Below are 21,252 nucleotides of genomic sequence, written 5' to 3'. Positions count from 1 at the left end.
ATGTACGCGGTCAACTGTGGGAGCGGGCTTGCTCGCGAAGAGGCCCTTCCAGACACTACATCCCATGCGCCTTCATCAACCGCGCATAACTGCCATCATCCTTCATCCGCGCAATCTCCCGATCAAACCCCGCCACGATCTGCGCATGCTCAGGGTTCTTCAGGCTCACCAGAATATGCAGGCTGTTTTCACTCAACGGCGTAGGCAAAAACTCCACCGCATTGCGCACCTTGGGCGATTCACGGGACAGGTAATACCGTGCCACATATTCATCCTCCACCGTCAGCCGCACCCGCTGCGCCGCGAGCATGCGCACGGCCATGGAGAAGTTGTGCACAGGCACCTTCTGTAGCTGCGTATCACCGTCGAACGCCGCCGAATAGGCATACCCACGCACCACCGCAATCGGGTAGTCGTGCAGCTGCGCCAGGTCTTTGAATTCGATGGGATCTTCGCGGCGCTTGATAAAGCGCACGCGGTTGAGCAGGTATTCGCCGGAAAACTGCCCAAGGTGCGTGCGGGCATCGTCGTACCAAGCGTTGATCAGCACGTCATAACGCCCGTCGCCCACGCCCATCAGCGCCCGGGCCCAGGGCACCTGTTCGAAATCGCTGGCATAACCCGCACGGGCCAGGGCGGTGCTGACGATGTCGGTGGCCAGGCCGCCATTGATCAAGGTGGCATCGGTAAAGGGTGGCCAGGCATCCGCCACCAAACGTAAACGCTGGGCAAACGCCGGCTGGGCCAGCAACAACACTCCAATCAAAGCAACGGCACGAAACAATCGCGGCATGCTCAACGTCCTTGGCGGGCCCAGAGGTTCTAACAGTAGCTCAAGATTACACAAAGAAACGGGCGGCGAATGCACTCAATGATGGCAAATTGATTTCACTCACAAAAAATAGCGAATTTAGACACAAACGGCTGCCGCGCTTACTATCCAGAACACCTACTGATAAGAGATTTCGCCATGACAGTCGATTGGGTCTGCAAACATCACACTGACCTGGGCAAGGAGCAGCTGTACGCCATCCTGCGCCTGCGCGGCGAGGTGTTCGTCGTTGAGCAAAAGTGCGTCTACCAAGACATCGACGGGCAGGACCTGGACGGCGACACCCACCACCTGATGGCCTGGCAGGATGACCAGTTGGTGGCCTACCTGCGCCTGCTGGACCCGGAGTCCCAGGGCGGTGACGTGGTGATTGGTCGGGTGATCGTAGCGCCCGAGGCGCGGGGTACCGGGCTGGGGCATCTGATGATGGAAGAGACGCTCAAGCGGATTGCAGATATCTGGCCCGAGACGCCGATTTTTCTCTCGGCCCAGGCGCATTTGCAGGGGTATTACGGGCGGTATGGGTTTGTGGTGGCGGGGGAGGAATATCTGGAGGATGACATTCCACATATAGGTATGCGGCGCTCTTGAGGGCCTCTTCGCGAGCAAGCCCGCTCCCACATTTAACCGCGTACATCAGTTGGAATGCGGTCGAATGTGGGAGCGGGCTTGCTCGCGAAGGCGTCAGACGATTCGCCACCGACCTTCAGGGATACCCCAACACCTGCTTCACCGAAGCCAGATTCCCCTCAATCCACCCCCGATCAATCGCCCCCCAGCTGCGAATCCGATACTGCCCCGCATGGTTGCGCGCGCCATCTTCCTGCTCGAATTCACACACGATGTCCAAGTCCGCCAACGCCGCAATCGTGTCCTGCGCTGTGCGCCGGGGCATGCCCGTCACGTCGGTCAGCGCCGGCACGTTGCTGGCCAGGCCGCTGTCGATCAGGTACGCCACATACAGGCGGCGGTAGAAGCTGCTCTTGGTCTTGCTCACATCCATGGTCAATCGCCTTGTGCGCTCAGGGTTTGCCTTGCAGGTCGCGATACGTGAGGTACACCCGCAGGTCGAATTCCACCTGATGGTAGCCCGGCATCATGTAGTCGCAGAGTTTATAGAATGCCTTGTTGTGGTCCGATTCCTTGAAGTGCGCCAGTTCGTGGACCACGATCATGCGCAGGAACTCCGGCGCGGCGTCCTTGAACAGCGCGGCAATGCGGATCTCTTTCTTCGATTTGAGGTTGCCGCCCTGCACCCGTGAAATCGTGGTGTGCAGGCCGAGGGCGCGGTGGGTCAGGTCGAGGCGGTTATCGAACAGCACTTTGTCGATGGCCGGCGCGTTGCGCAGGTGTTCCTGCTTCAAGGCCAACGCGTAGGCGTACAGGGCCTTGTCACTTTGCACGGCGTGCCGCTCGGGGTAACGCTGCTCCAGGTAGGCGCCCAACTGGTCTTTGGCGATCAATTGGCGCACTTGCTCCTGGAGAGCGGCGGGATAGGCCTGGAGGTATTTCAGCGCGGTCATGGGGTCTGCAACAGGGTTCAAATGGCCGCCAGTGTAGCGAATTCAGCCCAGGCGAGGGGGCGTCCAGGCCACGATCTCTTGCGCCATCAACGGCTGCGCCACCCACGGGCCCTGGATAAACGGGCAACCATTGGCCTTGAGCCACTCGGCTTGGGCCTGGGTGGCCACGCCTTCGGCGACCACCAGCACATCAAAATGCCCGCACAGCTCGATGATGCTGCGCGCCATCGCCGCATCCCGCGGCGAACCCGGCAGGCGCGAGACCAACTGCGGGTCGAGCTTGAGGGTATCGAAATCCAGGTCACGCAGATGGGCCAGGGAACAGTGGCCCATGCCGAAGTCATCCAGGGCGATGCGCACCCCGACCTGGCGCAGCAGCTTGAGCTGCTTGGCGGACTCTTCCAGGTTGCTGGTCAAGCTGTCCTCGCCAATCTCCACCTCCAACTGGCGCCCCTGCAAACCATGTCGCTCCAGCACCTGCTGCAGCTGCGCCGCGAGGTTGGGCATATTGAACTGGTTGCTGCTCAGGCTCACGCTCAGCACCAGTTCAGGATCGAAGACCGATTGCCACGCCTGGCGCTGGGCCGCGACTTGCAGGTAGATCCAGGCGCTCAACTGGCTGATCAACCGCGCCTCTTCCAACAGCGGCAAAAACAGCCCCGGCGGCACATCGCCGACGCTGGGGTGCTGCCAGCGCAACAACGCTTCGACGCCACGCAAGCGCCCATCCTCGACCGAGACCTGGGGCTGATACACCAAGGTGAAGTCCTTGTTCTCGATGGCCGTGCGCACACTGTCTTCGAGCATCAGGCGTGAGCGGGCGCGGCCGTTCATTTCCTGGTCGTAATAACGATATTGCTGACGCCCGGCGCGCTTGGCTTCGTACATGGCGATGTCCGCTGCCCGCAGCAGGCCGCTCAAGTCCGCGCCGCAATCAGGGAAGGTGGCGATGCCGATACTCACCCCGAGCATCACATCCAGGCCCTCGATCTGTTGGCAGATCGACACGCGTTCGATCAATTTTTCCGCAATCTTCGCCGCTTGTTCGGCGAACTCCAGCTCCAGCAACGCGGTGAATTCATCCCCCCCCATGCGCCCCAGGATGTCACCGGAACGCAGGCACGCCTGCATTTGCTCCGACACCCAGCGCAGCACCCGGTCCCCGGCGTCATGCCCCAACGAGTCGTTGACCCGTTTAAAACCGTCGAGGTCCAGGTACAGCAACACCAGCGCGTGGTCGTTACGCTCGCTGCGCAGCAAGGTGCTCTCCACGGCCTGGTGGAAGCCGCGCCGGTTGAGCAAGCCGGTCAACGGGTCGGTGACCGCCTGGAACTCCAGTTGCTGGTGCAGATGGCGCACTTCGGACATGTCCAGCACCGTCACCACCATGGCCTTCTGCTCACTGGGCAACGGCGCGCTGGACAAGGCCACCGGCACTTGCTGGCCGCGACTGGTGCGCAAAATCGCGTCGTGCTGGCGCCAGGTCTCGCCGTTGCAATACGCCTCGTACATCGGAAAGCTCAGCCAGGCGGGCACATGGGGTTTTTGCAGGAAACTCAAGAAACTCTCACCCTGCAACTCGGCCATCGTCGCATTCAGCAGCCGCGAAATCGCCGGATTGGCGTACTGGATCACGCTGCCCTCGCCCACCACCAGGATGCCCTCGGCGGCGTTGTCCAGCACCGACGCATTGAAGGCGCGGGCCGACTCCAGGTCATGGCTCAAGCGCTGCAAGGCCCGGCGGTTGCGCTGGTGCTCCAGCAATGCCTGGACCTTGGGCTTGAGGATATGCGGATCGAAGGGCTTGAACAGGTAGTCGATCGCACCACTGGCATAGCCTTCCAGCACGGCGGCGGGCGATTGGGCGTGAGCGGTGAGGAAGATAATCGGCGTCATGCGTGTGCGTTGGCTGCCGCGCATCAGCCGCGCCACTTCAAACCCGTCCATGCCGGGCATACGTACATCAAGCAAAACCAGGTCGACTTCGTGGGCCAGCAACAATTCCAACGCTTCCAGCCCAGACGCGGCGGTCATTACCCGCCAGTCCTCACGCTGCAAAAGCGCACGCATGCTGATGAGGTTTTCCGGGTAGTCATCGACCACCAGAAGAACCGAACTGCCATCGCCGTTGTGTGGAGCGCAATCCATGCTACGTCTCTTCCTTAAGGAGCCATTCCGGTCATTTTTGAGAGAAAACCCGGACAAACCCTGAGGGCTCACTCTAGACCCGGTTCCTACAAAGCAGAAGTGACGTGGGTGCCATCATTGACTCAAAGCTCAGGAAGCCGACTAACGGTCAACCCCTACAGGCCACGGATCATGGGAAACATGGCTTTTTGGCATTCCTTTGGCGCCAATAAATCGTCAGAAAATGTTTAACAACCGTAGGAGCACCGCCTATAAAGAACCCGTCTGGCCCACGGGCCAAAGCCTTCACCTTCTGTAAAAGGCCTACACCATGATCGATCTTTCCACCTGGAACCTCAGCATCCCGGTCGGCTCGCCCCCCGCCACCATCGACACCCCAAAGCTGCTCAGCGGCTTCAAGGATCAATACTTCCAGGCAGAAGGCAGCAACGTGCAATTCTGGACCCCCGTCACCGGCACCCGCACGGAAAACGCCATTTACCCACGCAGCGAACTGCGTGAGACATACGCCGACGGGCGATTGCGCAACTGGACCTACCCGGACGCGAACAACTTCCTGCGGGCCACGTTGGAGGTCAACCAGGTGCCGTCCTCCGGCAAAGTCGTGATCGGGCAGATTCATGCCTATGACAGCCAGAAACCGCTGATCAAGTTGGAATATCAATTCAAGGAGAAAACCCAGACCGGCAATATCGTCGCCAAGGTGAGGATGCGGCCGGATGATGGTGAAGGGCGGGTGATAACGGTGGCGTCCAATGTGCCGTTGGAGAAAAGCTTTACCTATGTCATTAATTTGAATAAAGCCGGGCTGCTCAGTGTGTATGCCGCTGATGGGCAATGGAATGAGCGCATTGGTGCTGCTTGGGGCGCCAAGCCGCTGTATTTCAAGGCGGGGGTGTATGTGCAGGACAACAGCGGCAACAGCAAGGAAGGCGCAAGGGTGACGTTTGCCAAGCTGGATATTGATCACGACTGAGCATTGCTCACTATCGTGTAGGCCTTGTCCTGACGAGCCAGCGATCAATCACCTTTTTGAACACGCCAATGATCCCTGTGGGAGCCGGGCTTGCCCGCGATGGCGGTGTATCAGGCAACATCTTCGGTGACTGGTCTCTACGCCAGACAGTTTTTAATCTTTACCTTTAGCGAAACCCGCAATAAGTGGGTTTCGCTTATCTGTATTAGGAGGAGTACAACACACACAATGTTAGTGCGGACTAATTACAGAGGTCTCTGATTTACTTATCTCTCCTCCCAAACACCCACACGTGCAAACGCCACCGCTTTTATGCATCCATACCTCCAGAATCTCGCTCCATGCTGGAGGAACCTTCCCTGAGGATACTGGAAGTGCTGGGGGTGCGTGGAGTGCTAAGAGAATATCAGGGTCCCTCTCATCTATAAGACTGTTAAAGTCGATCATACCAAATTCTAATTTACTGAGAGCGCTCTCAAAAGAATCCTCATAAAGAATTGCACGGACTATGCTCGTCCTCGCAACCGCCTCTACTTCATGAGCACCAGGTCCGGCTTTGATAATCACGCTGCCTGCTTCTGTAGCCTCTATTGTTCCAGCAATCCCCTCACCGCTATCGAGCAGTAGACATGTAACATCGCCAGGCCCAAGCCTTATTTCCATATCAAAATCCTCATACGATTGATTGAGCATCCAGCCTGGCATTTATGCCCAGCCGGCTCCATTGTCAGAATTAACAGGCATCAATATCAATTAGAAATACTAATGCCATTTCTTATACCAAGCTTATTAAATAAGCTAAGACCCATTCGCTTTCACTTATACAGCTTCACTGACGGAGGAAAAGCTGGGGCAATGGTTTACTTACGCTCATTCCATATAAACATTCCTCATGCCTTCTCAAGCAAAATATTATAAACACCTGGCAACATTGACAGTAGCTTCGGGCTTACAAGGCAATCAAGCTATACATGGCATGAATACAAACCCTAAAAAGGCGTAAACCGATGGCCAGATCCTTTACACCCTCAAGCCCACAGACGCCCCTGAGCACAGCTACGCCTATCACCTTAACGTCTATAAACGGTGCGCCTGTCAATACCATCAACGTCGGCGGCGCACCTCAGCTGAGGTTTACCAGCACCGTTAACTATTTAGATTATTTCGATTTTACGTACATACTTCATCGAAACACGAGATCAGACGACCAGCTGATAATTTCGGTTAAAGGGATAGGCAACACCCCACCCATCGCCCGTGACCTGATGACTATCACCTTGAACGCGAGTTACTTCACGGGCTGCTTCACCCCTTCAACAGGAATCGCTATTTGGAGAGGGATTGTGTTTCCTGACGACCTTGCCAGCGGCACTTATAAGATTTATTACATACAGAAAAACAAAGCGAATACTTGGGTAGTGTCATCCTTGCCGCTCAACGGCACATTGATATGAAACACAAAAGCAAAAGGGACAGATCTATTTGTTGAATTGCCTGATGCGTATTAGCCAATTTAATCACAGCTGTTTTGCACACCTACTCTATTGAGGAATAAAAAGATCCGCCCCCATGCACGTTAAAGTACGCATGCGGCCACATGATGGTGAAGAACGTGTGATTATGGTGGCGTCCAATGCGCCACTGGAGGAAAGCTTCACCTGCGTGATCAACCTCAACAAGGCCGGGTTGCTCAGTGTGTGTGCCAAGTTGGTTATTGATCACGACTGACCATCGCTCAGTATCGTGTAGGCCTTGTCCTAACGAGCCAGAGATCAATCACCTTTTTGAACACGCCAATAATCCCTGTGGGAGCCGGGCTTGCCCGCGATGGCGGTGTATCAGGCAACATTTTCGGTGACTGGCCCACCGCCATCGCGGGCAAGCCCGGCTCCCACAAGGGTTCTGTGTCCTACAGGGTCGTTGCGGTGAATCAGGGCCACGCTTATAGTTCGCCCCGTCGCCGGCATTGAATGGCGATAGGGTTTCGCAGCCCTAACGATACGTGTGTAACCAAGCATCATGAATACAACGATGAGCGCTTCGGCGCCCGTCGTCTGTTTTATGGTGGCTGTGTGTGGGAGATCTTCGGATCTGCCGGGTTCCTCGTATCCTCGGTCTGCGAACCCGCACACAGCTACCACCCATTCGTTTCGCAGCGAACGGCGGTAGTCCTTCTAGATACGAGGAGTATTTGCCATGACGCAACAGTGTCCACCCCGCCGCTTCTACCCCTGCACCGAAAACGCTACCGACAACCCCGTGCTACTGATCGACAGAGACGCCCCACTGCCGGACCTCCACGCCTGCCTGCGCGAACGCCTCAACGCCGCCCTCGAACACCTCAACCTGATGGCCTGCACCAGCCTGCCGGATTTCGCCGAGCGTGATCTGAACAATGTGACGAACACGGCGCGCATTCTGGTGCAGGACGTCAGTGATGTGTTTCGCGTAATTGAACATCGGGGTTTTGATACGCCTAACGCAGCCTGATCAAACCCAATGCGAAAAGAAGCCCGCATCGCTGCGGGCTCCTGTTCAAACACCTAAGGCTCAATTCACCTTTCAAATACCGCTGATACATCGCTTCCAACGAGATCGACTTGCCGGGTGACGCGCACTTAACTATAAGCTTTTAAAAGCTTCAATACCAATTCGAAATACGCACGTGCCTTCTTATAGCAACACCACAGCCGAGCCCCCATCAAAGCGACAGATCTATTCACTGGCTTGACTGACACGACCCCCAACCTCGCTCACACCAACTTCATTATTACGCAACCAATACAACTACGCCGAAACTTATCCCGATCCAATCTAAATACCTGTTAGAACTCACAGGCCCCTCTGATGCAAACCCCTATTACACTAACTAACTCCAGCGATGGCCCGATCAAAAAAACTCAAGAAGAGATGAATCATGAATACCATAACCCCGACAACTCCAATCATCCCCTTCCCTACAACGCCCTCTGTTTCTCTTTTTCTGCCATACAAAACCCCATATGTCGGCGTCGCCATAGTCGCTCAAAGGCCAAGCATAAAGATAACTGGAGGAAACTGGATCGAGGCCAGTTCATATTTCCCCCGTTGCATCAGAGTGAATGACGACATCCAGTACAGATTTAGAAATATTGTCACCAACCAAACGATATTTCTACCGAAAAAAACAATCACCGATCAAATATTATTCCATATCATGGAATTCGCCAACGGAATATACAAGACAGAGTTTGATTTAACAGCCACCCCAATTCCACCCGCCACATATGACGTCTCGTTTATAGAAACTGATGCGACCGGCGCGACTCGTAGCATCTCATTTTCGCAACGTTATGCAGTGACATGAGAGGGCGTGTGGAGGGATTAAATATCAAACAAAAAATAGAAATATGCATCGTTCGCTCGGCACGAGAACTAGTCAATATCAATGCGCCAAACGCAGCAGCTAAAAACCAACTCAGAAAAATATAAAGACAGAAATTTAAATTGCAAAAAAAAATAATCAACTGTCAATTTTGACAGGTTCCATGCACTCCATTTCGAGCAATAATTAAACCTCATACATTAAAGAGGATTCCACAATGGACGCGATAATATTTTTGGAAGAAGGCGACCACCTACGCTTACAAATGAAAGACAAGCAAGAAACACAAGCTATCTTTTGTGGCTACGACTTTGGCATGAATGCCCTGATGGTATCCATTGATAGCAACATAGAAGCGTTTGAATTCGACGACATAGAGGGCGTCACACTTGAAGAACCAATAAGATCCGCTCAGATGATCAGTCCCAAGCGAGCGATCCCGCAAGCAGTGATCGACAAGTTTCTGAGACCCATTGGCGGTGTAAGCGCCAAGGCTGTTGTAAATCTACCCGTTGGCGATGGGGTATTACTAGCGAGCGTGAAATCCTCTATTGCCGCCGGCAAATAACCTTAATGCACACAGCCGACAGCAGGCGATGGCGGCACTTACTCTTCAATTGAACTGTGCTGTTGCGTATGCCAGAGAGGGAACATCAAATATGACTCATTCGATCAACCCAACATGCGATAATTTCCCTTGAGCATTTTCCCTGAGCTAACTGAAATAAAAAGCCCGCATATCTGCGGGCTTCTTTTCAAACACTGAGGCTCAATTCACCTTAGCGTTCAACTCACCTTTCAAATACCGCTGATACATCGCTTCCAACGAAACCGGCTTGATCTTCGAAGCATTACCGGCAGTACCAAACGCCTCATAACGCGCAATACACACATCCCGCATCGCCGTCACCGTCGCACCAAAGAACTTACGCGGGTCAAACTCGCTCGGATTAGTAGCCATCAGGCGACGCATCGCGCCGGTGGACGCCAAACGCAGGTCGGTGTCGATGTTGACCTTGCGCACGCCGTGCTTGATGCCTTCGACGATTTCTTCAACCGGTACGCCGTAGGTTTCTTTGATGTCGCCGCCGTACTGGTTGATGATCGCCAGCCATTCTTGCGGTACCGAGGAAGAACCGTGCATCACCAGGTGGGTGTTGGGGATGCGCTTGTGGATTTCCTTGATGCGGTCGATGGCCAGCACGTCGCCGGTAGGTGGCTTGGTGAACTTGTAGGCGCCGTGGCTGGTGCCGATGGCGATGGCCAGGGCGTCAACTTGGGTCTTCTTGACGAAGTCGGCGGCTTCTTCCGGGTCGGTCAGCATTTGGCTGTGATCCAGCACGCCTTCGGCGCCGATGCCGTCTTCTTCGCCGGCCATGCCGGTTTCCAGGGAACCCAGGCAGCCCAGCTCGCCTTCAACCGATACGCCGCAGGCGTGGGCCAGGGCGACGGTTTGTTGGGTGACGCGTACGTTGTACTCGTAGTCGGTCGGGGTCTTGCCGTCTTCGCCGAGGGAGCCGTCCATCATCACCGAGCTGAAGCCCAGTTGGATGGAGCGCTGGCACACGTCAGGGCTGGTGCCGTGGTCCTGGTGCATGCACACCGGGATGTGCGGGAATTCTTCGATGGCCGCGAGGATCAGGTGACGCAGGAACGGGGCGCCGGCGTATTTGCGGGCACCGGCCGAAGCCTGGACGATCACGGGGGAGTCAGTCTTGTCAGCGGCTTCCATGATGGCGCGCATCTGCTCAAGGTTGTTGACGTTAAAGGCTGGGACGCCGTAGCCGAACTCGGCTGCGTGGTCCAGCATTTGACGCATGCTGATAAGTGCCATTGTGTTGTCTCTCCCGGTCGAGGGTCGTTAATCGTGCAAGCCTGCCGTAGCGGCGGCTGCTATTCAAGTTATTGCAGGCCAGGGTTTGCATGCCTGGCTTGCTGAATCGTTATTGCTGATTGGATTCAACCCATCTCAATTTGAAACGGGGTCAATGTGGGAGCTGGTTTGCTGTGGCGAGGGAGCTTGCTCCCGCTGGGCTGCGTAGCGGCCCCAAGATCTTGGGAGCGCTTCGCACTCCAGCGGGAGCAAGCTCCCTCGCCACAGCAAACCAGCTCCCACATTTAATCTTCAGTGATCTCACTACTGGGCCTTGCAGCCACGGCCAATCAAATCGTCGGTGGCCACCCAGTAAACCAGGCCTTCCTCACCTTTTGTGTGAAACGCCAATTGGTCGTTGGCGTACAGCACACCCGAGGCGGCCACGTCTTGTTTCAGGCGGTAAACCTGGTCGGAACCGCCGAGGCGAACATCCACCTCGGATTTAGCCGCATTGGCAAAGCGCCAGTTGACCTCGGCCTTGCTGTCGCAGGTCCAGGTGGTCCACTTGTCGGCAGTTTCTGCCTTGCCGTTGAACATGTTCATGCTGCTGCAGCCGGCCAACAGGGCCAGGGCTGCGAGGGCGAAAACGCCTTTCATTGCCAATCCTCGTGAGGCGACCGTCGGCCGCCAGTTGATCAGACCCGTCAAGGACAACCCTGTTCCTGACCGTTGGGCGCGGCGTCATATTTCTCTAGCCGCTCGTTGCCGATGCGCTTGTTGATCACCGGCATGGTCTCGGCTTGCCAGTCAGCCTGGTAGCAGCTTTTTTTCGCCTGCACCCCAGGCGTTCCGGCCTCGGGCGCCGCATTTGGCGTGCTGCCGCAGCCGGCCAACAGGCCCGCTGCAATCACCAGTGCCAACGACTTGATCATGGGAAGGCTCCTTTTCCGCATCACCCGCTTTAGCCTTTGGCCCGGGTTTCCAGCACTTCAACGGCCGGCAGCACTTTGCCTTCGACGAATTCGAGGAACGCGCCGCCACCGGTAGAAATGTAGGAGATCTGCTCAGCAACGCCATATTTATCGATGGCCGCCAGGGTATCGCCGCCACCGGCAATCGAGAACGCCGAGCTTTCAGCAATGGCCTTGGCCAGCACTTTGGTGCCGTTGCCGAACTGGTCGAACTCGAACACGCCGACCGGACCGTTCCACAGGATGGTCTGGGAGGCTTTCAGCAGTTCGGCGAAGTTGGCCGCGGTTTGCGGGCCGATGTCCAGGATCATGTCGTCGTCGGCCACGTCAGCGATCAGCTTGACGGTGGCGGCGGCGCTTTCGGCGAATTCCTTGGCGACGACCACGTCGACCGGCAATGGCACGCTGACTTTAGCGGCGATGGCGCGGGCGGTGTCCAGCAGGTCCGGCTCGTACAGGGACTTGCCCACCGGGTGACCGGCGGCGGCCAGGAAGGTGTTGGCAATGCCGCCGCCAACGATCAGTTGGTTGCAGATCTGGCTCAGGCTGTTGAGCACGTCCAGCTTGGTGGAGACTTTGGAACCGGCAACGATGGCGGCCATCGGTTGTGCCGGCGCGCCCAGGGCCTTGCCCAGTGCATCCAGTTCAGCGGCCAGCAACGGGCCAGCAGCCGCGACCTTGGCAAACTTGGCCACGCCGTGGGTCGAACCCTCGGCGCGGTGCGCGGTGCCGAACGCGTCCATCACAAACACGTCGCACAGCGCCGCGTATTGCTGGGCCAGTTCGTCGCTGTTCTTTTTCTCGCCTTTGTTGAAGCGCACGTTTTCGAACAGCACGATGTCGCCGGCCGCAACGGATACGCCAGCCAGGTAGTCAGCCACCAGCGGCACATCGCGGCCCAGGGCTTTGCTGAGGTAATCGGCTACAGGCTTGAGGCTGTTTTCGGCGGAGAACTCACCTTCGGTCGGACGACCCAAGTGGGAGCAGACCATCACGGCCGCACCTTTTTCCAGGGCCAGCTTGATGGTCGGCAGCGAGGCCAGGATTCGCGCATCGCTGGTGACAACACCGTCCTTGACTGGGACGTTGAGGTCTTCGCGGATCAGTACGCGCTTACCTTGCAGATCGAGGTCGGTCATCTTCAACACGGTCATGGGTCGCAGTTCCTGAATTACTGTTGAGGTTGTTTAGAGGCGATGTGCAGATAATGTTCCGCAACATCCAGCATGCGGTTGGCAAAACCCCATTCGTTGTCGAACCAGGCCAGGATGTTCACCAGCCGTGGGCCGGAAACGCGGGTCTGGCTGGCATCGACAATCGCCGAATGCGGGTCATGGTTGAAATCACAACTGGCGTGGGGCAACTCGGTGTAGGCCAAAAGGCCTTTGAGCGGGCCGCTGGTGGCGGCGGCGCGCAGGATCCGGTTGACCTCCACGGCATCGGTGTCGCTGACGGTCTGCATGGTGATGTCCAGGCAAGACACGTTCACCGTCGGCACCCGTACGGCTTTGGCCTGGATTCGCCCGGCAAGTTCCGGCAGCAGTCGCTCGATGCCACGCGCCAGGCCGGTGGACACCGGAATCACCGACTGGAACGCCGAGCGCGTGCGGCGCAGGTCTTCGTGGTGGTAGGCGTCGATCACCGGCTGGTCGTTCATCGCCGAGTGAATCGTGGTGATCGACACGTAGTCCAGGCCGATCGCCTGATCCAGCAGGCGCAACAGCGGCACGCTGCAATTGGTGGTGCAGGACGCGTTGGACACCAGCAGCTCGGCGCCGGTCAGGCAATCCTGATTGATGCCGTAGACGATGGTGGCGTCGACATCTGCCTCGCTGGCCATCGGCTGGGAAAACAGCACACGCGGCGCGCCGGCGTCGAGAAAACGCTGGCCATCGGCACGGGTGTGATAGACACCGGAACATTCCAGCACCAGGTCCACGCCCAGTGCTTTCCAGTCGATGCCTTCGGGGGTGGCACTGCGCAGGACCTGCACGCAGTTGCCATTAATATGCAGACAATCGCCCTCGACCCGCACTTCGCCGGGGAAGCGGCCGTGGGTGGAGTCAAAGCGTGTCAGGTATTCGATGCTGGCCATGTCGGCCAAATCATTGATCGCGACAATTTCAAACCCGGCTGCCGCCCCTCGCTCGAACAGAGCACGCAAGACGCAACGACCAATGCGGCCGTAGCCGTTGAGTGCAACTTTGTAGGGACGCGGTTGAGGCATGGGGTTCTCGATCAAGGTTAGTTCGGTGTTGCGTGTACTGACGCCATCGCGGGCAAGCCCGCTCCCACACTTGAATGGGTTCACAATTCCAACTGTGTGAACCCGATCCACTGTGGGAGCGGGCTTGCCCGCGATAGCGCCAGTCCAGACAACGCAGACTGACTTAGTCTTCCAGCAGCTCTTCAGCCTGACCCAGGATGTTGTCCAGGGTGAAGCCGAACTCTTCGAACAACGCTGGCGCCGGCGCCGACTCACCGTAGGTGGTCATGCCGATCACGCGGCCTTCCAGGCCCACGTACTTGTACCAGTAGTCGGCGTGAGCCGCTTCGATGGCGATACGCGCGCTGACCTGCAACGGCAGAACCGATTGCTTGTAGCCGGCGTCCTGGGCGTCGAACACGCTGGTGCACGGGATCGACACCACGCGAACCTTGCGGCCTTGCTCGGTCAGCTTGTCGTACGCCTGAACGGTCAGGCCCACTTCGGAACCGGTGGAGATCAGGATCAGCTCCGGCTCGCCAGCGCAGTCTTTCAGCACATAACCGCCACGGGCGATGTCGGCGATCTGCGCGTCGGTACGCACCTGGTGTTGCAGGTTCTGACGGGAGAAGATCAGCGCCGAAGGGCCGTCCTTACGCTCGATGGCGTGCTTCCAGGCCACGGCGGATTCCACCGCGTCGGCTGGGCGCCAGGTGTCCAGGTTCGGCGTGGTACGCAGGCTGGTCAGTTGCTCGACCGGCTGGTGCGTCGGGCCGTCTTCGCCCAGGCCGATGGAGTCGTGGGTGTAGACATGGATCACGCGCTTCTTCATCAGCGCAGCCATACGCACGGCGTTGCGCGCGTATTCCATGAACATCAGGAACGTCGCGCCGTAAGGCACCAGGCCGCCGTGCAGGGACACGCCGTTCATGATGGCGCTCATGCCGAACTCACGTACGCCGTAGTACATGTAGTTGCCGCTGGCGTCTTCAGCCGATACGCCTTTGCAGCCTTTCCACAGGGTCAGGTTGGAACCGGCCAGGTCAGCCGAACCGCCGAGGATCTCAGGCAGCAACGGGCCAAAGGCGTTCAGGGTGTTCTGGCTGGCTTTACGGCTGGCGATGGTCTCGCCCTTGGCCGCGACTTCGGCGATGTAGGCCGAGGCTTTTTCCGAGAAGTCGGCAGGCAGGTCACCGGCAAGGCGGCGCACCAGTTCGTTGGCCAACTCAGGGAATTCGGCGGAGTAGGCAGCAAAACGCTGGTCCCACTCGGCTTCGGTGGCCAGGCCTTTTTCTTTCGCGTCCCATTCGGCGTAGATATCAGCCGGGATTTCGAACGGGCCGTGGTTCCACTTCAGCGCAGCACGGGTCAGGGCGATTTCCGCGTCACCCAATGGGGCGCCGTGGCAGTCTTCTTTACCTTGCTTGTTCGGCGAACCGAAACCGATGGTGGTCTTGCAGCAGATCAGGGTCGGCTGCGCGCTCTTGCGAGCGGTGTCGATGGCGGTCTTGATCTCTTCCGGGTCGTGACCGTCGACGTTGCGGATCACCTGCCAGTTGTAGGCTTCGAAACGCTTCGGGGTGTCATCGGTGAACCAGCCTTCGACTTCGCCGTCGATGGAGATGCCGTTGTCATCGTAGAAGGCAATCAGCTTGCCCAGGCCCAGGGTACCGGCCAGGGAAGCGACTTCGTGGGAAATGCCTTCCATCATGCAGCCATCACCCAGGAACACATAGGTGTGGTGGTCGACGATGTCGTGGCCAGGGCGGTTGAACTGCGCGCCCAGGACTTTTTCTGCCAGCGCGAAACCAACGGCGTTGGCCAGGCCTTGGCCCAGGGGACCGGTGGTGGTCTCGACGCCTGGGGTGTAGCCGAATTCCGGGTGACCCGGGGTGCGGCTGTGCAGCTGGCGGAAGCTTTTCAGATCGTCGATGGTGACGTCGTAGCCGGTCAGGTGCAGCAGCGAATAGATCAACATCGAGCCATGGCCGTTGGACAGCACGAAGCGGTCACGGTCGGCGAACGATGGATTGGTCGGGTTGTGCTTCAGGTAGTCACGCCAAAGTACCTCGGCGATATCCGCCATGCCCATCGGGGCACCGGGATGGCCGCTGTTGGCTTTTTGCACGGCATCCATGCTGAGGGCACGAATGGCGTTGGCACGCTCACGACGGCTGGGCATCGCTGATCTCCTGGGGGCTTGTATAAAAGAAACGGAAAAAAGGACCGGCATTTTCCCTCAGCCACCGCCTGCGGGCAATGACAGATAGTCACTTGAGCGGTTTTTCCTGTGCTTGGGGCGCCATTCCCTTGCAGAAACCGGTCACCCGTTCGTCTAAAGGTTATCGCGGTCGCTTATAACCGCCACTTATCGATCAATATCAAAACTTTTTGATATTGGCCTTGCGAGGATTACCCCCCGTCTCTAGACTGCTGGCCATTATGAATCTACCCGTGCCCTCCCTGCGTCCCGACGACGGCGATGAACTGGCTGCCTTGTGCAAGGCCGCTGGCGACCCGTTGCGTCTGAACGTGCTGCGCGCACTGGCAAACGACTCGTTTGGCGTACTGGAATTGGCGCAGATCTTCGCCATCGGCCAGTCGGGCATGAGCCACCACTTGAAGGTGCTGGCCCAGGCCGACCTGGTGGCCACCCGCCGCGAGGGCAATGCGATTTTCTACCGTCGCGCCCTGCCCCACACCGAACTGCTGGGCGGCAAGCTGCACGCTGCCCTGCTCGACGAAGTGGACGGCCTGGACCTTCCCGGCGATGTGCAAGCCCGCATCGGCCAGGTCCACGGGCAACGCGCGGCGGCCAGCCAGGACTTTTTCTCACGGGTCGCCGAGAAGTTTCGCGCTCAGCAGGATCTGATCGCCGGCCTGGCCCAATACCGCGAAAGCGTACTGGCGCTACTGGACAAGCTGAGCTTCAGTGATGAGGCCACGGCGCTGGAAGTCGGCCCTGGCGATGGCGGCTTTTTGCCGGAGCTGGCGCGACGCTTCCAGCAAGTCACCGCGCTGGACAACAGCCCGGCAATGCTCGAACTGGCGCGCCAGCTGTGCGAGCGCGAAGCGTTGGGCAATGTCACGCTGCAACTGGCGGATGCGCTCAATAGCGTATCGATCAAGGCCGACTGCGTGGTGCTGAACATGGTCTTGCACCATTTCGCCGCCCCCGCCGACGCCCTCAAGCAAATGGCCGGGCTGCTGCACCCCGGCGGTAGCCTGCTGGTTACGGATTTATGCAGCCACAACCAGAATTGGGCCAGGGAGGCCTGCGGTGATCTCTGGTTGGGTTTTGAACAGGACGATCTGGCCCGTTGGGCCACCGCTGCGGGACTCGTTCCCGGGGAAAGCCTCTATGTAGGTTTACGTAATGGTTTCCAGATCCAGGTCCGCCATTTTCAGCGACCGGCTGGCGACACTCACCATCGGTAAATATCAGGAAAACATCGAGATGAGCGAATACTCCCTTTTCACCTCCGAGTCCGTGTCTGAAGGGCATCCGGACAAAATCGCCGACCAGATTTCTGACGCGGTGCTGGACGCCATCATTGCTGAAGACAAGTTCGCCCGTGTGGCGTGCGAGACTCTGGTGAAAACCGGTGTAGCGATCATCGCTGGCGAAGTGACCACCACCGCCTGGGTTGACCTGGAGCAGATCGTCCGTGATGTGATCACCGACATCGGCTACAACAGCTCCGACGTCGGTTTCGACGGTGCCACTTGCGGCGTGATGAACATCATCGGCAAGCAGTCCCCCGACATCAACCAGGGTGTGGACCGCGCCAAGCCTGAAGATCAGGGCGCCGGCGACCAGGGCCTGATGTTCGGCTACGCCAGCAACGAGACCGACGTGCTGATGCCAGCACCGATCACCTTCTCGCACCAGCTGGTACAGCGCCAGGCCGAAGCCCGCAAAAGCGGCCTGCTGCCATGGCTGCGCCCGGACGCCAAGTCCCAGGTGACCTGTCGCTACGAAGGCGGCAAGGTTGTCGGTATCGACGCCGTGGTCCTGTCGACCCAGCACAACCCGGATGTGTCCTACGCCGACCTGCGCGAAGGCGTGATGGAACTGATCGTCAAGCACGTGCTGCCGGCCGAACTGCTGAGCAAGGACACCCAGTTCCACATCAACCCGACTGGCCAGTTCATCATCGGCGGCCCGGTGGGCGACTGCGGCCTGACCGGTCGCAAGATCATCGTCGACAGCTACGGCGGCATGGCCCGTCACGGCGGCGGCGCGTTCTCCGGTAAAGACCCGTCCAAGGTTGACCGTTCGGCCGCCTACGCCGGTCGCTACGTGGCCAAGAACATCGTCGCGGCCGGCCTGGCCGAGCGTTGCGAGATTCAGGTTTCCTACGCTATCGGCGTGGCCCAGCCTACGTCGATCTCGCTGAATACCTTCGGTACCGGCAAGATCAGTGATGACAAGATCGTCAAGCTGGTGCGTGAGATCTTCGACCTGCGCCCGTACGCCATCACCACCATGCTCGACCTGCTGCACCCGATGTACCAGGAAACCGCAGCCTACGGCCACTTCGGTCGCACGCCTGCACAGAAGACCGTCGGCGACGACACCTTCACCACGTTCACCTGGGAAAAAACCGACCGCGCCGACGACCTGCGCGTCGCTGCCGGCCTGTAAGCACTCGCGGCACCCAAAACCCTGCCGGGTTCGCCCGGCAGGGTTTTTTATTGCCGGGTGATTCGCGGCGATTGTCACATTTTTTGGATCCAAACCTTGCAGGCCAAATAATGGCCCTCTAGAATCCGCGCCCTCTCGGGCCCTTCACCTTATTTGGATATTGCCTTGCGCCAGCCCGGGATTCACCAGCGCGCAAGCAATCGAACATTGAGGTTTTTCATGCGCATCTCCACGCTCGCCCCTGCTGCCCTTCTGCTCAGCCTGTTCGCCCTGCCAGCTCACGCCGGCACCGACCTGAGCGCACTGGGCGGTGCCCTCAGCTCCCAACTGAGCGGCAAAACCGGCGACTGCCAGCAACACGCCAAAGACCTGCAAGCCAAGATCGATGCCGCAGAAGCCAAGAACGACACGCTGTCGGTCAAGGCCTATAAAGCTGCGCAGGATCAGGTCAGCAAAGGCTGTGACAAACTCGCCGAAGGCCAAGCCAAGGTCGATGCCAAGCAGCAAACCACCGAAGCCAAGGCCGACAAGAACGACGCCGTGAAAGCCCTGGGCGGTCTGTTCAAGTAAGCAGAAACACCCGGTAAAAAGCCCCGCCTCGTCGGGGCTTTTTTGTGGGTAGGTGGATCATTTAGGCTGGGCACCCCTTCCGAGCAAGGATGCTCATGATGCGACGATTGATGGTTTTTCTACTCAGCGCGCTGGCCTGTTCAGCATGGGCCGAAGACTGCCCTGAAGACGCCCGCACGCAGGCCACGACCCTGGCCGAACAGATACGCCTGTGGGATGACAGCTATCACCGGCTCGGCCAATCCCCCGTCAACGATGAACTCTACGACCAGGCCCGCCAGCGCCTGGCCCACTGGCACAGGTGCTTCCCGCAAACCGTGGCGGCGGCCGGCAAGCCGTTGGCCAGTTCACGGGGCACCCTGCCTCACCCGGTCGCCCACACCGGCCTGGAAAAACTCCCCGATGAACCAGCGGTCAGTGCCTGGCTGGCCACGCGCCAGGACGTATGGATCCAGCCCAAGGTCGATGGCGTTGCCGTGACCCTGGTGTATCGCCAGGGCCGCCTGAACAGAGTGATAAGCCGGGGCGACGGCATGCTGGGCCACGATTGGTCAGCCTCCGCGCGAAAAATCCCCGGCATCGCCCAGCAACTGCCGGAACCCATCGACCTGGTGCTGCAAGGCGAGCTGTATTGGCGCCTCGACGACCATGTGCAGTCACAACACGGCGGTCTGAACGCGCGCAGCAAGGTGGCCGGCTTGATGAACCGCCAACACCTGAGCGATGCGGATGCTGCCGGTATCGGCCTGTTCGTCTGGGCGTGGCCCGACGGCCCGGCGTCGTTCACCGAACGTATCAACGGCCTGGCGCGCCTGGGCTTCACCGACAGCCAACGCTACAGCCACCCGATCCAACACATCAGCGAAGCCGCACACTGGCGCACCTATTGGCATACCCACCCACTGCCCTTTGCCAGCGACGGAGTGGTGTTGCACCAGGCCGTCCGTGCACCGGCCAAGCGCTGGCAGGCCAGCGCACCTTATTGGGCGGTCGCATGGAAGTACCCGGCGGCCAAGGCCCTGGCATTGGTGCGCAAAGTGAAGTTCAAGATCGGCCGCACCGGGCGCATCACCCCGATCCTGGAACTGGAGCCGGTGCAACTGGACGATCGCCGGATCAGCCGCGTCAGCGTCGGCTCATTGCAGCGCTGGCAAACACTGGACATACGTCCCGGCGACCAAGTGTCCATCAGCCTGGCAGGCCAGGTGATCTCCCGGTTGGACCAGGTGATTCTGCGCAACACCACACGGGTCGACCTGCCAGTACCGGATCCCTCGGCCTTTCACGCCCTGAGCTGCTGGCAACTGGACCCAGGCTGCGAAGAGCAACTGCTGGCCCGCCTCACCTGGCTCAGCGGCAACCAGGGCTTGTCGTTGCCCCATTTGGGCAGCGAGACCTGGAACGTATTGATCCAGGCCGGTCTAATCGCAGGCTTTCTTGATTGGTTGACCCTGGATGCGGCAGAGCTTGCTAACATTGATGGCTTCGGTGATCGCAGTCGTGCACGGGTGCTCGACAGCCTCCACAGCGCACGGCAACGGCCCTTTGCACAATGGCTGAAAGCCCTCGGCGTACCGCCTGCGGCACGTAACAACCTGGAAGGCGGCTGGCAAACGCTGGTCGCCAGAGACACCCAGGCCTGGCTGGCCATCGACGGCATCGGCCCGGGTCGCGCGGCGCAATTGAGCGCTTTTTTTAGCGACCCGCAAGTACAGGCCTTGGCTGAAACATTACGCGTGGCGGGAATAGATGGCTTTTGAGCCCTCTGCCCCCGTCATCAGATTGCGACCTTGGAGCCCCACATGAAATTTCTCGCCCCTTTTGCCCTGCTGACCGTCGCAACCTTCATGGCCACGCCGCTGTTGGCGGCCCAGGAAGCGCCACAACTCACCGGCTGCGCCGCCAAGCGCCAGGCCATCAGCGCCCAGATCGAACAGGCCAAGGCCCACGGCAACAGCGCCCAGCAAGCCGGCCTGGAAAAAGCCCTGAGCGAAGTCACCGCCAATTGCACCGACGCGTCCTTGAAGAAAGAGCGTGAAAACAAGGTGCTCGATGCCAAGCACGAAGTCAGCCGCCGTCAGGCCGACCTCGACAAGGCCATGAAAAAAGGCGATGCCGAGAAGATCAACAAGCGTAAGGACAAGCTCGCTCAGTCGCGCAAGGAACTGCAGGACGCAGTGGAAGACCTCGACAAGTAA

General features: G+C 58.7%; 22 protein-coding genes and 1 pseudogene. 12 read left to right on the top strand and 11 right to left on the bottom strand.

Annotated features, from left to right (window positions below):
- Positions 1 to 55 precede the first annotated feature (55 nt).
- A complete protein-coding gene (locus tag ACU688_RS18880) occupies positions 56 to 793 on the bottom strand; it encodes a substrate-binding periplasmic protein (protein WP_448185916.1) in 738 nt (245 codons plus the stop codon).
- A 177-nt stretch (positions 794 to 970) separates the two neighbouring features.
- On the opposite strand from ACU688_RS18880, the gene ACU688_RS18875 reads away from it, so the two are divergent.
- Positions 971 to 1,423, top strand: a complete 453-nt coding sequence (locus tag ACU688_RS18875; protein ID WP_448185915.1) for a GNAT family N-acetyltransferase — start codon at positions 971 to 973, stop codon at positions 1,421 to 1,423.
- Positions 1,424 to 1,538: 115 nt separating this feature from the next.
- Here the strand turns inward: ACU688_RS18875 and ACU688_RS18870 are convergent, their stop codons facing one another.
- The 3 genes from ACU688_RS18870 to ACU688_RS18860 are packed head-to-tail and all read right to left on the bottom strand — an operon-like array spanning position 1,539 to position 4,503.
- The gene (locus ACU688_RS18870; protein WP_257783891.1) at positions 1,539 to 1,835 is read right to left on the bottom strand and encodes a winged helix-turn-helix domain-containing protein; all 297 of its coding nucleotides are present in this window, start codon (positions 1,833 to 1,835) and stop codon (positions 1,539 to 1,541) included.
- A gap of 19 nt (positions 1,836 to 1,854) precedes the next feature.
- Positions 1,855 to 2,355 carry a M48 metallopeptidase family protein gene (locus tag ACU688_RS18865; RefSeq protein WP_017735682.1) on the bottom strand — a complete coding sequence of 167 codons (501 nt, stop codon included), beginning with the start codon at positions 2,353 to 2,355 and terminating at the stop codon, positions 1,855 to 1,857.
- Between the two features lie 42 nt (positions 2,356 to 2,397).
- Positions 2,398 to 4,503, bottom strand: coding sequence for a putative bifunctional diguanylate cyclase/phosphodiesterase (locus ACU688_RS18860; RefSeq protein WP_448185914.1), 2,106 nt, complete (start codon positions 4,501 to 4,503; stop codon positions 2,398 to 2,400).
- A gap of 310 nt (positions 4,504 to 4,813) precedes the next feature.
- Between ACU688_RS18860 and ACU688_RS18855 the strand changes: the two genes are divergently transcribed.
- Positions 4,814 to 5,479 (top strand): polysaccharide lyase family 7 protein, encoded by a 666-nt coding sequence (locus tag ACU688_RS18855; protein ID WP_448185913.1) that lies wholly within the window; start codon positions 4,814 to 4,816, stop codon positions 5,477 to 5,479.
- A 231-nt stretch (positions 5,480 to 5,710) separates the two neighbouring features.
- Here the strand turns inward: ACU688_RS18855 and ACU688_RS18850 are convergent, their stop codons facing one another.
- Complete coding sequence (locus ACU688_RS18850) at positions 5,711 to 6,184, bottom strand: hypothetical protein (RefSeq protein ID WP_448185912.1); 474 nt, start codon at positions 6,182 to 6,184, stop codon at positions 5,711 to 5,713.
- A gap of 302 nt (positions 6,185 to 6,486) precedes the next feature.
- On the opposite strand from ACU688_RS18850, the gene ACU688_RS18845 reads away from it, so the two are divergent.
- The 5 genes and pseudogenes from ACU688_RS18845 (at position 6,487) to ACU688_RS18825 (ending at position 9,411) form a co-directional block, all read left to right on the top strand.
- Positions 6,487 to 6,933 (top strand): hypothetical protein, encoded by a 447-nt coding sequence (locus ACU688_RS18845; protein WP_448185911.1) that lies wholly within the window; start codon positions 6,487 to 6,489, stop codon positions 6,931 to 6,933.
- Between the two features lie 121 nt (positions 6,934 to 7,054).
- Positions 7,055 to 7,183: pseudogene (locus ACU688_RS18840) on the top strand (polysaccharide lyase family 7 protein); the annotation flags it as partial.
- 492 nt (positions 7,184 to 7,675) lie between these two features.
- Complete coding sequence (locus ACU688_RS18835) at positions 7,676 to 7,969, top strand: fructose-bisphosphate aldolase (protein WP_448185910.1); 294 nt, start codon at positions 7,676 to 7,678, stop codon at positions 7,967 to 7,969.
- Between the two features lie 427 nt (positions 7,970 to 8,396).
- On the top strand, positions 8,397 to 8,825 hold the full coding sequence (locus ACU688_RS18830; protein WP_448185909.1) for a hypothetical protein: 429 nt from the start codon (positions 8,397 to 8,399) through the stop codon (positions 8,823 to 8,825).
- A 235-nt stretch (positions 8,826 to 9,060) separates the two neighbouring features.
- Positions 9,061 to 9,411 carry a hypothetical protein gene (locus ACU688_RS18825; RefSeq protein ID WP_448185908.1) on the top strand — a complete coding sequence of 117 codons (351 nt, stop codon included), beginning with the start codon at positions 9,061 to 9,063 and terminating at the stop codon, positions 9,409 to 9,411.
- A 201-nt stretch (positions 9,412 to 9,612) separates the two neighbouring features.
- Here ACU688_RS18825 and fba read toward each other — a convergent pair whose 3' ends face one another.
- The 6 genes from fba to tkt all read right to left on the bottom strand — a co-directional run bounded on the left by fba (position 9,613) and on the right by tkt (position 16,018).
- A complete protein-coding gene (gene fba, locus ACU688_RS18820) occupies positions 9,613 to 10,677 on the bottom strand; it encodes a class II fructose-bisphosphate aldolase (protein ID WP_099585785.1) in 1,065 nt (354 codons plus the stop codon).
- Positions 10,678 to 10,980: 303 nt separating this feature from the next.
- Positions 10,981 to 11,316 (bottom strand): MliC family protein, encoded by a 336-nt coding sequence (locus ACU688_RS18815; RefSeq protein WP_448185907.1) that lies wholly within the window; start codon positions 11,314 to 11,316, stop codon positions 10,981 to 10,983.
- Positions 11,317 to 11,363: 47 nt separating this feature from the next.
- Positions 11,364 to 11,591 (bottom strand): hypothetical protein, encoded by a 228-nt coding sequence (locus ACU688_RS18810; RefSeq protein ID WP_124527234.1) that lies wholly within the window; start codon positions 11,589 to 11,591, stop codon positions 11,364 to 11,366.
- 29 nt (positions 11,592 to 11,620) lie between these two features.
- Positions 11,621 to 12,784, bottom strand: coding sequence for a phosphoglycerate kinase (locus ACU688_RS18805; RefSeq protein ID WP_448185906.1), 1,164 nt, complete (start codon positions 12,782 to 12,784; stop codon positions 11,621 to 11,623).
- A 17-nt stretch (positions 12,785 to 12,801) separates the two neighbouring features.
- Positions 12,802 to 13,857 carry an erythrose-4-phosphate dehydrogenase gene (gene epd, locus ACU688_RS18800; protein ID WP_448185905.1) on the bottom strand — a complete coding sequence of 352 codons (1,056 nt, stop codon included), beginning with the start codon at positions 13,855 to 13,857 and terminating at the stop codon, positions 12,802 to 12,804.
- A gap of 163 nt (positions 13,858 to 14,020) precedes the next feature.
- The gene (tkt, locus tag ACU688_RS18795) at positions 14,021 to 16,018 is read right to left on the bottom strand and encodes a transketolase (protein WP_124527237.1); all 1,998 of its coding nucleotides are present in this window, start codon (positions 16,016 to 16,018) and stop codon (positions 14,021 to 14,023) included.
- A 260-nt stretch (positions 16,019 to 16,278) separates the two neighbouring features.
- Here tkt and ACU688_RS18790 point away from each other — a divergent pair, with 260 nt between their 5' ends.
- From ACU688_RS18790 to ACU688_RS18770, 5 genes are all read left to right on the top strand, one after another.
- Positions 16,279 to 17,274 (top strand): ArsR/SmtB family transcription factor, encoded by a 996-nt coding sequence (locus tag ACU688_RS18790; RefSeq protein ID WP_448185904.1) that lies wholly within the window; start codon positions 16,279 to 16,281, stop codon positions 17,272 to 17,274.
- A 19-nt stretch (positions 17,275 to 17,293) separates the two neighbouring features.
- Complete coding sequence (gene metK, locus ACU688_RS18785; RefSeq protein WP_017735693.1) at positions 17,294 to 18,484, top strand: methionine adenosyltransferase; 1,191 nt, start codon at positions 17,294 to 17,296, stop codon at positions 18,482 to 18,484.
- Positions 18,485 to 18,703: 219 nt separating this feature from the next.
- Entirely contained in the window at positions 18,704 to 19,054 is a 351-nt protein-coding gene (locus tag ACU688_RS18780; RefSeq protein ID WP_017735694.1) for a hypothetical protein, read from the top strand.
- A 95-nt stretch (positions 19,055 to 19,149) separates the two neighbouring features.
- Entirely contained in the window at positions 19,150 to 20,814 is a 1,665-nt protein-coding gene (ligB, locus tag ACU688_RS18775) for an NAD-dependent DNA ligase LigB (RefSeq protein WP_448185903.1), read from the top strand.
- A gap of 42 nt (positions 20,815 to 20,856) precedes the next feature.
- Positions 20,857 to 21,252: a DUF1090 domain-containing protein gene (locus ACU688_RS18770; protein ID WP_207040500.1), complete on the top strand. Its 396-nt coding sequence runs from the start codon at positions 20,857 to 20,859 to the stop codon at positions 21,250 to 21,252.

Source organism: Pseudomonas acericola (SeqCode), from assembly GCF_053456465.1.
The sequence above is the reverse complement of the archived record's forward strand: the minus strand, read 5'-3'. Positions and strand labels throughout refer to the sequence as shown.